Source organism: Planococcus sp. MB-3u-03, assembly GCF_002833405.1.
Lineage (GTDB): Bacteria > Bacillota > Bacilli > Bacillales_A > Planococcaceae > Planococcus.
This window is the reverse complement of record NZ_CP025135.1, coordinates 538,502-551,370: the sequence shown is the minus strand read 5'-3', so window position 1 is coordinate 551,370 and position 12,869 is coordinate 538,502. Positions and strand designations below refer to the sequence as shown.

Sequence of the window (12,869 nt, the reverse complement as noted above, 5' to 3'; positions counted from 1 at the left end):
AAGTCTAAAATGAACTTAGCTTTTCAACATTTAATAATCAATGGCCTGTCTGAGTATTTGGAGAAGCGTTCGCTCGACTCCAGTGGTAAAGCGAGACGACCGAGACCCCGCAAGACGCGCAGCGGCTGAGGAGGCTTGGGCGCGAGCCCACGGAAAGCGAGCGATAAGCTTCGGAAAATACGATTTCTTAAACTTGTCGACAGCCCAAAAGCCCCGAATGATTTCGGGACTTTTGGGCAGTTTCTTTACAATCCACGAACCGCTTCCTGCGAAGTCTTTTCGCGCTTCTTCACAGTTTCGGCAATCAGGCTCACCGTGATCATCGACGTGAAGCCGAGGATCGAACTGAAGAACATCGCTTGGAAAACGTGTTCGATGACACCGGTGCCGGTCAAGATCATATAGCAGCCCGCTCCGCTGACGACAGAGGCGATGGCGCCGGATTTATTGGCGTGCTTCCAGAAATAGCCGAGGCTGATCGGGGCTGCGATGCCGCTGATGATGGCGGAGGTCCCGAAGTTGGTCAATAAAGCTAAAGATTCCGGCCGGTTGATCGACATATAGAGCGACACCAGGCCGATGAAGACCAGCGACACTTTCGATGCCCTCAGCACCTTGGCGTCGAGTTCCTGTTCCGTCAAATTCTTGTTTTTGTAAAGGACCGGCACGGCCAGCACTTTGAACAAATCGTTGCCGATGCTGTTGGTGATGCCGAGATACAAGCTGTCGGTCGTCGACAGGATCGCAGAGATCAAGCCCATGACAAGCAGCGCGACGATGACAACCGGGAAAGCTTCCATGATATACGCCGGAATGGCGCTATCAGCCGATGCGAGCCCCGGCAAGATGATGCGCGCCGCGAGCCCAGCGAATACCGAGAAGATCGACAAGGTGAACAAAGAGACGCCTGCGGATAAAGTGAAGGTCCGCAAGTCTTCCTCTTTTTCGACCGTCAGCACTTTATTCATCAAATGCGGCAGCAGCACGAATGAAAACAGCAGCCACTGGATGCTCAAGATAGCGAAGCCGCTATAGAACGGCCCGCCTGTCGACAGCGGCGAAACGAGTGCCGGGTCGATCGCGCGAAGTTCCGCTTGCAGCGTGCCGAACACATTCCATCCGCCGCCGATTGTCCACAATAACGAAACGAATAACAATAGCGACACGACCGCCATCGTCGCTCCTTGGATGCCGTCGCTGACAATCTGTGCGAATGCGCCGCCGAGGCTGACGTAAACGACCGTGATGATGACGCCGATCGCAATGCCCCATAAATATGGAATGCCGATGACCGTTTCGAACATCGTAGCTAAGCCGACGTTCTGCCCGACGATGTAATAGATATTGAACAGCACTAGTAATGCGACGAGCACGCGTAAGGCTTTGCTGTTATAACGGTTGCCAAGCCACTGGGGAATCGTCAAGCTGCCGCCATTTTTCTGCCCATAGCGCCAGAAGGTTTTCGTGAACAGCAACAGGCCGAGCCACGTAACCCCGAAGCAGCCGATCGTGTACCATAAAGTCGATAAGCCGTATGTATACGCCCAGCCTGGCACCCCAAGAAACAAGTTCGCACTGGCGTATGAGGCGCCAAAACTCATGCCGACGACCGCTGGATTGACTTTGCCTTTCGCGATGGCAAAGCCTTTCATCGATCCGCTATGGGCTTTGCCTTTTTTCCCGAGCCATGTCGTCAAGGCGAAATAGCCGACGAGCATCGCACTAATCAGCGGCAATAGCCAAGTTGTTTCATCACCCATTGCGTTCGCCTCCTTTCGGTTTCGGTTTTGGGTATAGTTTATTCCATAAGGTCAGCCCGACGATCCAAAAGACGGCGACGGCGATCCAGTAAGCTGTCAGCATGCCCATTCCTCCTTTAATTTCTGGCCGGTTCGTGCAAGTGCTTGAACGTTCTGCCCGGATGATTGTCTTTCAATTGCGCTTGGCCTTTGCCGTAGATTTTCTCGCGGTATGTGCCGTCTGTGTATTCTTTCTGCACAAGCCCACGTTCCTGCAAGACCGGAACGACCAGTTCAACAAAGTCCTCGAAGCTTCCGGGTGCGAGCGTATACGCTAAATTAAAGCCGTCGACACCGGTTTCATCTCTCCAGCGCTCGACTTCGTCTGCGACTTGCTCCGGCGTTCCGACCGCGACCGGCCCTCTTCCGCCGATGCCGACGAATGTCGCCAGTTCCCCGATCGTCCATTTTCTGTCCGGATCGGCACGCGTGAACACTTCGACCGCCGATTGCATGGCGTTGCTTTGGATGTATTCAAGCGTATCGTCCGGCTCGTATCCGGAAAAGTCGATGCCGGTCCAGCCGCTCAGCAAGGCGAGTGCGCCTTCGTAGCTGACATGGCTTTTCAAAGTTTCGTATTTCTCTTGCGCTTCCTGTTCGGTCTTCCCGACAATCGCGGTGAAAGTTGTATAGACGAGCACATCTTCCGGGTTTCGGCCGTTCGCCGTGATGCGTTCTCTTAATGCGTCGACGCCTTTTTTCACAACGGGAATCGTCGGCCCTGCCGTAAACACCGATTCGGCGTGCTTCGAGGCGAATTCCCTGCCGCGCGGCGAAGCGCCTGCCTGGAACAATACTGGCGTGCGCTGTGGCGACGGTTCGGATAGATGAGCGCCTGGCACTTTAAAGTAGTTGCCTTCGTGGCGGATGTCATGGACTTTTGACGGGTCGGTATAGATTTTCGACTGTTTGTCGCGGACGACCGCGCCATCTTCCCAGCTGCCTTCCCATAATTTATAGCAAACGTCCAAATATTCGGCCGCGAATTCGTAGCGTTCGTCGTGGCTCATCTGGTCATCGAGCCCGATATTGACTGCGGCGCTTTTCAAATAGGAAGTGACGACGTTCCAGCCGATGCGCCCTTTTGTCAGATGGTCGAGTGTCGACATGCGCCGTGCGAAGGTGTACGGATGTTCGTGGCTGACAGATGCCGTGACCCCGAAACTCAAATGCTTTGTCACCGATGACATGAGCGGCACGACCAATAGCGGATCGTTGACCGGCGTCTGCACCGCATTGCGAAGTGCCGCATCGCGCGTCCCGCCGTAGACGTCGTAGGTCCCGAGCACATCGGCCAGGAACACCGCGTCGAACTTCCCTTTTTCCAATAGCTTCGCCAGCTCGATCCAATATTCGCTGTCCTTGTACGTATGCGATCGGTCGTCCTCATGAAGCCACAACCCCGGCGACTGGTGCCCGCCTGCGCACACCATCTCAAAAGCGTTCAAATAAATCCGTTTCTTCGTCATCGTCAAATTCCTCCTTTTGAAATCGTAATTTCCGCAGCCCTCAGTGGAAAATAAAAATAGCCCTCTTTTCTCTGAAATGAGAAAAGAGGGCTATATGAATAATCGGGTCCGCTCTCTTATCTCCCAAGGAATCTCTCCTTGCTGGAAGTAGCACCTTCCTGATTGATATCAGGGGTTGCTGAAGCGTCATCGGGCCAGTCCCTCGGCTTCTCTGGATAAGATTATTAAATTAATCCCTATCTTAATACTAGGAAATAGAGAAGTCAACCGAATTTTCAAAAATAATTTATTTCTTTAGAAAGCGGATGGGCGAGTCTCCATAATCTCCGGGGATTCTTCTGTCTTTTGCACAGAAAAACGCCAATCCCCTGCAATGGGAATTGGCGTTTCCTGTTATTCTTCCTGCCCGCGTGGTGCTTTTGGCGGTTGGCACGTATCGCATTTGCGCTGGTTGTTCTTGTTGAACTTCGTGAAAGTCTTCTCGAAGTTATTGCCGCATGCGCATTTGAACAAGAGCTTTTGGGAGAATCCGTGGTATTCCGTCGACAATAACTTGCTGTCGGAATTGTTGTTGACGAATGTCCGGATTTTATCGATCGTCCATCGTTTATTCATTCTGTTACACCTCAATTTAGGATTGGCTGGAGGCTTTTGGGCATCCAGTGCCTTGGGACAACGCATAGTTGCCTTAAGTCATCTATTATAGCACGCCTCGAGCCATTCTGTAGCATTGTTCATGCCTGACTGGCAAAACACCTTCTGCCAAATACGATCTGTAAAAAATTTGAATCTTTTTGTAGATTTGCTGCGTATAATTTAACTGATAGCAACATACATCCATTTCACAAATGAAAGGCATGATTTCATGGGCATTGTCACATTAGTCATTTTGATTTTCTTACTTCCTTACGTCTGGTTTCTCTGGACTGGCATCAGTAACAAAACCGGCATGATGGAGAGATACCGCTGGAAAAAACCGCTGGCCGCGCTTCTTGGGCTTGTCCTTATCAGTGCAGTGCTGAATTATTTTTATTCCAACGCCTACCAACTGGCATTTTTCCAGAACGGTTTCGAATTGATGGTCGGCCTCATTGTCGCCGGTGCCTTCCTGGTGATTCTGTCGATCATCAATATTATTGTCGGCATCGTTTATAAAAACGCCCCCAAATCGTTCCACAACCCGAAAGTGGCTTGGACAGTTTCAATGTTCCTGTGTGCCACGATCCTGTTTTTCATCGTCTGGGTTTATCCTTTGGCGGAAAAAGCATCGTATATTACACAGCTCGAGTCAGCGATTGCCGCTGCGAATGAACAGCAAGATGGCGAGGAGATCACTGTCGTGTTCATGAGCTCCGAAAAACAATGCGTCCGCCGCAGAACCGAGAACTGCAACTCGAGCGATTACCAAAATGCTTTTTTCGTCAAAAATAATTTAGACGACACGAAGCAAGTGCAAGTGCAAATACGTGCGCTCGACTACGAACAAAACGAATTGAAATCTGTGGAGTCCAAGATCATGACGCTTCAAGCAGGCGAATTGAAACTAGTTGAGACGGAAGAAACATCGGACCAAGAAAGCATTTGGAGCCGCTCTTCATTTGAAACCGAAGTCCGGACGGCTTCTTACCAATCCATCTATCGTTACCGCGACGCCAATTAAAAAAATCCCTTCCCGCTGAAATTGCGGGAAGGGATTTTGCTTTTACGATTCAGTATGCGTGCTGCTTCCTGCAGCGACCAACTGGAATGCATCCAGCAAAGCGCGCACTTCATCGGTCGTCTCGGTGTGCATCAAATCATTGCGGAGTTCACCGGCACCGCGTACGCCGCGCACATAAATCTTGAAGAAACGGCGCAACGGCTTGAAGGCGATCGGCTCGGTCTCTGTCGAGTATTTATCGTGGAGGTCCAAATGCAAGCGCAACAGGTCGAACAATTCCTGCGTGCTGTGCTCACGAGGCACTTCCTCAAAAGCAAACGGGTTATGGAAAATCCCGCGCCCGATCATGACGCCGTCGATGCCGTATTTATCCGCCAGCTCCTGGCCGGTCTTGCGGTCCGGGATGTCACCGTTAATGGTGATCAAAGTATCCGGTGCGATCTCGTCGCGCAGCGCTTTGATTTCAGGAATGAGTTCCCAATGCGCAGGCACGGCGCTCATTTCCTTTTTCGTGCGCAAATGGATCGACAAGTTGGCGATGTCCTGCTCCAAGACATGCGTCAACCAGCCTTTCCATTCGTCGACACTTGTGTAGCCGAGGCGCGTCTTGACGCTGACAGGCAATCCGCCCATTTTCGCGGCTTGGATGATCTCCGCTGCGTTATCGGGATAATTGATCAAGCCGCTGCCTTTTCCTTTGGCGGCAACGTTCGGTACGGGGCAGCCCATATTGATGTCGACGCCTTTAAAGCCTTGCGCCGCCATGCCAATGCTCATCTCGAGGAAATGCTCCGGCTTGTTGCCCCAGATATGGGCGACGATCGGCTGCTCATCTTCCGTGAACGTCAAACGTCCGCGCACGCTGTGGATGCCTTCCGGATGGCAATAGCTTTCCGTATTCGTAAATTCCGTGAAATACACATCAGGGCTCGCCGCTGCCGCTACGACATGGCGAAATACCACATTCGTCACATCTTCCATCGGCGCCAATACAAAAAATGGCTTCGGCAATTCACGCCAAAAATTCTCTTTCATAACTCAATTCCAATCCTTTCCTTACAGGATAAAACATTTCTTCATCCAAAAATTCACTGTCATCTATAGTAAGAATGCAAAAATATCAAATGGTTCACTACGTCTCGCTATCTTTTCTTAACCTTATACAGTTTACACGATTCCACGCGCTGTGGAAAGAGAGGCGCTTCTGCTTCCGCTTGAACGCAAAAGCCCTTCCCGCAATCCGTAGATTGCCTGGAAGGGCTGAATAGACCACCTTCTATTCACTAAAGCTTTCTTTCATCTTTTGATCCAATTGCTTGAACGCCTGTTGAACCAAATCTGCTGGTATTTCTGCGTACCTGTCTCCCATCGACATCTCAAAATAACACGACCCGCTGTCGATTTCTTTCAAATAACTGGTGATGCCGATCCCTGTTTCTTGCTCAAGCTCCACGATGAGCGGTTCTATTTCTTCTTTAGGATGCGCGAAATGGACATGGAACATATTCGAAACCGGCACTTCCGGCAAAGTCTCAATGTCCTGGCAGGAATTAAAGAGCGCGGCCACTCGCTTCGCTGCTTCGTAATACTGCCCCATCTTTCCGGAGCGCTCGTCGAAAGAATAATCGGCCGAGATGATATATGGATAGAGGCTGATCAAATCGCCCCCGTGCCGCCTTTTCCACACTTTCGATTGCTTCATGAACGCTTCGTCCCCAGCCAGGACGGCGCCGGCAATTCCGCCGATTCCTTTGTATAAGGATAAATAAACGCTATCGAATAAGGCACAAACTTCCGCTGCGGACTTTTCGTAATAAGGAGTAACTTCCAGCAAGCGGGCACCGTCGAGATGAAGCTTGATCTGGTGCTCGCGGCAGTAGCGGGAGATTTGTTCCAGCGTCTCGAAGCTTGGCAATTGCCCGCCGATTTCACGCTGTGGCAATTCCAACAGCACCGCTGCCACTTCCTCATCCAACTCCACGACATCTTTCAACTCAACGACACGGTCCGGGTCCGTCAAATACACCGATTCGATGCCATGCAATTCTTTCAATCCGTCTTCTTCATGGATTTCCAGATGGCTGAGCGGATGGTAGGCCACTCGTTTCAGCGCTTTGTCGTCGCACCAAATCCGCAGCGCAATCTGCTGGGCCATCGTGCCGCTCGGGAAAAAAACTGCGGATTCTTTTCCTAAAAACGCCGCCATCTTCTCCTGAAATTCTTCAATGATCTACCCTGTTCCATACAAATCACTTTCAACATCATCAGCAATTTCTTCAAAAGCATGCTTCAACACACCCGCATTGCGCGTGCCGTGATTCGCCAATTGATACCTCGATTGCTTAAAGACCGATTGCAGTCGATTGAGTTCAGCCAATGTCCCCACTCCTCAAAACGCTTAATTTTGAACTTAATAGAAAGTATAGCGGTTCTTCCCTGCTTTTTTCGCTTGATACAATGCTTGGTCAGCTTGCTGGAGAAGTTCTTTCAAATCACAATCCCCACCGGCAGGATATTGGGCAATGCCGAGGCTCGCCGACAGCGGATAATCGGCTTCCCAATCACTCAAGCTGCCGAGCAGGCGATTTGCCCATTCGCTCAATTCCGCTGCACTGGCTGGTTCGGTAAAACAGACCAGGAATTCATCCCCGCCAAGACGAATCGCCAAGGCAACCGAATGAACGGCGGTAAATCGCTGCAGCTTTGAGGCCACTTCTTTCAATACCACATCTCCCGTATCGTGGCCGTACACATCGTTGACCTTTTTAAAGCCATCCAAATCGAGAAAGAATACTGCGCCTCCCGCTTTCGAATTCCCTTCAAAGAATCGCGTGAGAAAATGGCGATTGTATAGATCCGTCAGCGAATCCCGGTAAGCGAAGCGCTCGAGATCCAAGTAATAGGTAAACATCCGCACAAGGTGCCGAACCACTCCCCATTAATGAAGGAAATCGGCAATCCCAAATACGAGCGCACATTGGCTGCTTCCAGCTTCTCTTCAAACGCTCCCAGTGCATGTCCGTCTTTGACATCCTCATAGACCAAGGGCTGCTTGTTCTTGAAATCGATGCGGCTGCACAGCGAATCCTCCAGATTCAACACCAATCCCTCCGCTATGGGGATCGTCGTGTCGTTCGGCGAATGCTTAAGGATTATTTGCTGAGCTTCACTGATGGAGCTTAAATAAAACAATTGATCCGGCAAAATCTCTTTGGCCAGGCCGATTACATCTTCCGCCAGCTCATCAAAATTCTTATACATTTCCAATTCCCGAAATGTCACCATCATTAAGCACCTCAATTAGTGTCAGATTTCTTATTTGCATTCTTTTGGAAAATTAATCTACTGATACATATTAATAGCCAATATTTAACTATATTTATTAAAGTTTAACATAGAACGCCATCCCGTGAAGCTTTCTTCAGATACAGGAAAATAACAAAAACCCCGGACGGCAGCGCATAAAAACGCGGCCAATCCAAGGTTCATGGTGATCTTTACTATTTTAATAGCTGACCCAGCTCAAGCCGGTCGTGCCTTCCCCGGCATGGACGCCCACGCAGACGCTTAGCGGAATAACATCTACTTTAAGCCCTGAGAATTCCTTCATCAATTCGTTTTTCCACGCTTCCGCGCCGGCTTCATTATTGCAATGGATGACCGCCACTTCCGGCACCATCCCGGACTCCATATCCGCGCGCAAGGCCGAATTGACGCTTTCCTTGGCGCGTTTGTTCGACCGGACTTTCTCTTTCATCGTCGTGACGCCGTCGACAAAAGTGATGACTACTTTGATGTTGAGGATATTACTGAGGAACGCCTGTGTCCCGGACACCCGCCCGCTTTTATGCAATTGGTTCAAGCTCGACGGAATGAACGATAAATGCGATTTGGCGGTCAATTGATTGATTGTCTCTACGACTTCTTCCGGTTCTTTACCGGCTGCGAACAATTCATTGCCGATTTCGATCATTTTCCCCATCGGGAACGAACCGATTTTCGAGTCGATCGGATACACCTTGAAATCCGCCATCTCGGCAGCTGATAGCGCGCTATTATAGGTACCGGACAATCCACTCGACAAATGGAGGGCTACCGCCAAATCGTAGCCTTCCGCCTGCAGTTTTTCGTATAAGGCCGTCATTTCCCCGATGGCCGGCTGTGAAGTTTTCGGCGACACTTTCGCCGCACGTAATTTATCGTAAAATTCTCCCTGCGTCAGGTCGATCGACTCTCGGTACGACCCGTCGTCAAACACGACACTAAGGGGCAATACATAGACATTATGCCTTTGGATGAATGCATCATCCAATTGCGCTGCTGTATCCGTGATCCATGCGATTTTTTTCATTCTAAAAATTCCCCTCTAGATGCGAATTCCATATCGGAAGCAGTTGTCTGCTTTTGTTAACGTACAGGAGGCGCGGCCATAGCGGCTAGTGACAGATGTCACATAAGGGAAAATTAATGTAAGCGTCGACATAATTTGCACTTATCTCCGTAATTTCTTTCCAATTATAAAAAGAAAAAAGCCGCAGATCACTGAAGATCCGCGGCCCTGCCCCTATTTAACCGGTTGTTTCGATTTCGCTTTGCCGATCGCAAAATCCGCAAGCGATGGAATGAGCATGTCTTCCATCGGCGGGTTGTGAAGTCCCGCCCGCACATCGCGGTAATAGCGCTGCAAAGGCGATTTTTCCGACAGGCTGTGTGCACCTGCGACGCGCATCGCCAAATCCACGATATCGACCGCTGAATTCGTCACCGCGACTTTTACGGCCCCGAGTTCCGCAGCCATCTGTGAGCGCTGTTCTTCGTCCGAACCGTCCCATTGTTTCGCGACGGAATGAAGGAAATGCCGTGACCGCTGCAATTCCAATTCGATTTGGCCAATCTTTTGTTTGACGTTCGGCAGCTCGATGATCGGCCCGTTCAAGCTATTCGGCGAATACTCCTGTGCAAAGCGGATTGCATAGTCCTGCGCGGCCTGTGCGATTCCGAGATAGCACGCCGGGATATGGAGCAGCCATCCCGCCGGTCGCTTCTTCCCGGGCACACTAATCTCGACCAAAGCCTTCTCCTCTACTTGGACATTCGTCAACACCAAATCATGGCTTCCGGTGCCGGTCATCGCCACACTGTCCCAAGTCTCGTCGATCGCTATGCCTTCAGCCGACCGCGGAATGAGGAAATAGCCCACTTCTCCGGTCTCTTCAATCACAGCGGTCACGTTGAAGTAATTCAATACCGGCGCCATCGACGTGAACGACTTGCGTCCATCAATGACCCACGAACCGCCAACTTTTCTCGCTGTGGTCGATGGCTTGCCGCCTCTTGTCGGGCTGCCGGTCTGCTTTTCGGTCGCACAATTATTGATCAATGCGCCGCGTGCTTTGATATCGTCAAATAAAGCTTCAAGCACTGATTCGTCCCATTTACCGGTCTCGCCCAAATCTTGAACGATGCCCATATGCCAACCGATTGACAAACCGGTCGACCCGTCCGCGCGGCTGATCGCTTCCTGATAGCGCAGCATCTCAGACAAGGAAATGCCCGCTCCGCCGTATTCTTTCGGAATCGTCAACGCGGGGTAATTGATCGCTTTCAGTTCCTCAAAATTCTCAAATGGAAATTTTCGTTCCAAATCATTGTGCGCGGCCCGTTCCGTAAACGGTGCGACGGTTTCATTCAATATGTCCATGCGTTCTTCAAATGTCTTCGCTTTTAGGATATCCATCATTCTTCACCTTTCTCCTATCTATTGCGCCCATTCCTCCGTCAAAATGAAGCCGTCATACTGCTCATTCGACTCGATATATTCCTGGAACTCCTCGGATTCGTAAGCGTCTTTCAAATCTTTCGCCCACTGAGTATCCGCGTTATCTTCTTCGATCGTCACCACAATCCGATGCTGTTCGGGCGTATTCTCGATTTTCAACGCATCCGTAATCTTGCGGTCCGGCGCATTGGCAATATAATTGCCGTTGACGACGCCAAAATCGATATCCTGCAGCGACACCAGAATTTGCGCTGGGTCCAAGACTTTCAAGTCGAGATCGTAATCCGCATTTTCCACTGCGTTCAAATTAAAATCCGTCACGCCTGCATCGTCTGACACCGTCACCCACCCGAGTTCCTCCAAGATGCGCACTGCGCGTTCCTGGTTGACCGGATCATTCGGCAAGCCGACAGTCGAGCCGTCCTTCACCTCATCCAACGATTGATGATTCGCTGAATACAAACCTTGAGGCGCGCTCGGCACAAAAGCGATGCCGGTCATGTCCATGCCCAATTCCTCGTTGATCCCTTCCATATACGCCGTGCTCTGGAAAATGCTCGCATCGATCAAGCCTTCCTGCATCGCCGGATTCAACTGCATGTTCTGGGAAAAAGTTGTTGTATCCACTTTATACCCTTTCTCCTCCAAAATAGGCAAGATCCCTTCCTTGAATTGCTGCTCGTACGTCCCGACGCCAAAGCCGACACGCACTTCTTTCTTGTCTTCCTCGGAAGCTTCCCCGCTATCGCCGCATCCAGCTAATAATAGCGCACCCGAAATCCCAAACACACCAATCCAACGCTTGTTCATCTGCCATCTCTCCTTGGTCTTTTTTATTTTGAATGAGACGCTACAATTCTTGCGGCCAATAGAAAAACCCCTCTTCATAAAAAAGAAGAGAGGCTCACCGTCCGGCTCTTCTCATCTCTCAAATGCTTAACAGCACCTGCTGGATTTGGCACAGTTTCAAATTGGACATCCAATCTGTTCCGCTGCCGAAGCTTCAAAGGGCCAGTCCCTCCACTTATCTGGATAAGAAATTATGTACTCAGAATTAATGCCGAGTAAATTGATATGATTAATACAATAGCAGAGCTTGGATTTCATGGCAATAGAAAATTTAGAAATCGTACTATAAAAACACTCCTCCCTACTAAATCGGAGAGATGTGTTTCCACGTACCGCTCCTTGCTAAGATATTTTGTATGTTTCTGTGCCAGCAGGAAAATAGTGTATAATCTTCATTTAAGAACTCTCCTAATTCCAAACACTCTAATATTGAAGTTTCCAGTTTATAAAATGCTGTTTCTTTCACTTCAAGAGCCAGCACAATCTCATGAGAGTTTCATTGTTTCTGCACACTAGCTATCTATTCATTTCAATGGAGGGATTCACATGAAGTACACGGTAATTACAGGCGCCAGCTCAGGAATCGGATATGAAGCTGCACTGGCTTTTGCGACATGCGGCAAAAACCTTATTCTTGTGGCAAGAAGGGAAAACGAGCTCAATAATCTTAAAGAGAAGATTCAAAGCATGAACTCTGAGCTGGACGTCGTCATCAAACCCACCGACCTATCCGACAGCGAGCAGGTCCATGCACTATACGAAAGCCTCAAAGAATACGATATTGAAACCTTCGTCAACAACGCCGGCTTCGGAAACAGTGCTACCGTCGCTGAGCAGGATATGACTAAAACGGAAAAGATGCTGCGCGTAAATGTTGAGGCACTCACTACGCTTTCCACTCTTTATGCACGCGACTATGCGGACCAAGAAGGGGCGCAGCTCATCAACGTATCATCTGACTTAGGCTACAGACTCGTGCCAAATGCTGTTACATACGCTGCGACCAAATTTTACGTGAGCGCATTTACAGAAGGCCTTGCCCAGGAACTGCAGGATAACGGAGCTCGATTGAAAGTTAAAATACTCGCGCCATCCATGACCGAAACCGAATTCGTGAAAACTGCGCGGGAACTTGATGAATTCAGCTATAGCGACAATGTGCAGAAGTTCCATACCTCAAAAGAGATGGCACAGTTTATGCTGGAGCTTTATGATAGCGAACAGATTGTTGGCAAGGTCAATAGTGAGACCTATGAGTTTGAGTTGATGGATCCGGTTTTTCAGTATACCTCGAGGAAGTAGAATTCCCTGTC

At 49.8% G+C, this 12,869-nt stretch carries 11 protein-coding genes, 1 pseudogene and 2 riboswitches; of the genes and pseudogenes, 2 read left to right on the top strand and 10 right to left on the bottom strand.

Annotated elements, in window-relative coordinates; genetic code table 11:
* Positions 1-245: 245 nt before the first annotated feature.
* The 3 genes from CW734_RS04095 to CW734_RS04085 form a co-directional block, all read right to left on the bottom strand.
* Positions 246-1,760: a sodium:solute symporter family protein gene (locus CW734_RS04095; RefSeq protein ID WP_101189537.1), complete on the bottom strand. Its 1,515-nt coding sequence runs from the start codon at positions 1,758-1,760 to the stop codon at positions 246-248.
* Positions 1,761-1,876: 116 nt separating this feature from the next.
* Positions 1,877-3,268, bottom strand: a complete 1,392-nt coding sequence (locus CW734_RS04090; RefSeq protein ID WP_101189536.1) for an LLM class flavin-dependent oxidoreductase — start codon at positions 3,266-3,268, stop codon at positions 1,877-1,879.
* Positions 3,269-3,381: 113 nt separating this feature from the next.
* Positions 3,382-3,490: riboswitch (SAM riboswitch) on the bottom strand.
* Positions 3,491-3,661: 171 nt separating this feature from the next.
* Positions 3,662-3,883, bottom strand: coding sequence for a hypothetical protein (locus CW734_RS04085; protein WP_101189535.1), 222 nt, complete (start codon positions 3,881-3,883; stop codon positions 3,662-3,664).
* Between the two features lie 250 nt (positions 3,884-4,133).
* Here CW734_RS04085 and CW734_RS04080 point away from each other — a divergent pair, with 250 nt between their 5' ends.
* A complete protein-coding gene (locus CW734_RS04080) occupies positions 4,134-4,928 on the top strand; it encodes a hypothetical protein (RefSeq protein ID WP_101189534.1) in 795 nt (264 codons plus the stop codon).
* Between the two features lie 42 nt (positions 4,929-4,970).
* Here the strand turns inward: CW734_RS04080 and CW734_RS04075 are convergent, their stop codons facing one another.
* The 7 genes and pseudogenes from CW734_RS04075 to CW734_RS04050 form a co-directional block, all read right to left on the bottom strand.
* On the bottom strand, positions 4,971-5,963 hold the full coding sequence (locus CW734_RS04075; RefSeq protein ID WP_101189533.1) for a tRNA dihydrouridine synthase: 993 nt from the start codon (positions 5,961-5,963) through the stop codon (positions 4,971-4,973).
* Positions 5,964-6,204: 241 nt separating this feature from the next.
* Positions 6,205-7,305: pseudogene (locus CW734_RS04070) on the bottom strand (threonine aldolase family protein).
* A 33-nt stretch (positions 7,306-7,338) separates the two neighbouring features.
* On the bottom strand, positions 7,339-7,839 hold the full coding sequence (locus CW734_RS19555) for a GGDEF domain-containing protein (protein ID WP_308302144.1): 501 nt from the start codon (positions 7,837-7,839) through the stop codon (positions 7,339-7,341).
* Positions 7,788-8,216 carry a GAF domain-containing protein gene (locus CW734_RS19550; protein WP_308302145.1) on the bottom strand — a complete coding sequence of 143 codons (429 nt, stop codon included), beginning with the start codon at positions 8,214-8,216 and terminating at the stop codon, positions 7,788-7,790. The genes CW734_RS19555 and CW734_RS19550 overlap by 52 nt, the downstream gene beginning before the upstream one ends.
* 217 nt (positions 8,217-8,433) lie before the next feature.
* Positions 8,434-9,279 carry a DegV family protein gene (locus CW734_RS04060; RefSeq protein WP_101189532.1) on the bottom strand — a complete coding sequence of 282 codons (846 nt, stop codon included), beginning with the start codon at positions 9,277-9,279 and terminating at the stop codon, positions 8,434-8,436.
* 213 nt (positions 9,280-9,492) lie between these two features.
* On the bottom strand, positions 9,493-10,665 hold the full coding sequence (locus CW734_RS04055) for an acyl-CoA dehydrogenase family protein (protein ID WP_101192128.1): 1,173 nt from the start codon (positions 10,663-10,665) through the stop codon (positions 9,493-9,495).
* Between the two features lie 21 nt (positions 10,666-10,686).
* On the bottom strand, positions 10,687-11,517 hold the full coding sequence (locus CW734_RS04050) for a MetQ/NlpA family ABC transporter substrate-binding protein (protein ID WP_101189531.1): 831 nt from the start codon (positions 11,515-11,517) through the stop codon (positions 10,687-10,689).
* A gap of 108 nt (positions 11,518-11,625) precedes the next feature.
* A riboswitch (SAM riboswitch) is annotated at positions 11,626-11,746 on the bottom strand.
* A gap of 356 nt (positions 11,747-12,102) precedes the next feature.
* Between CW734_RS04050 and CW734_RS04045 the strand changes: the two genes are divergently transcribed.
* Positions 12,103-12,858: an SDR family NAD(P)-dependent oxidoreductase gene (locus tag CW734_RS04045; RefSeq protein ID WP_101189530.1), complete on the top strand. Its 756-nt coding sequence runs from the start codon at positions 12,103-12,105 to the stop codon at positions 12,856-12,858.
* The last annotated feature ends 11 nt before the right edge of the window (positions 12,859-12,869 follow it).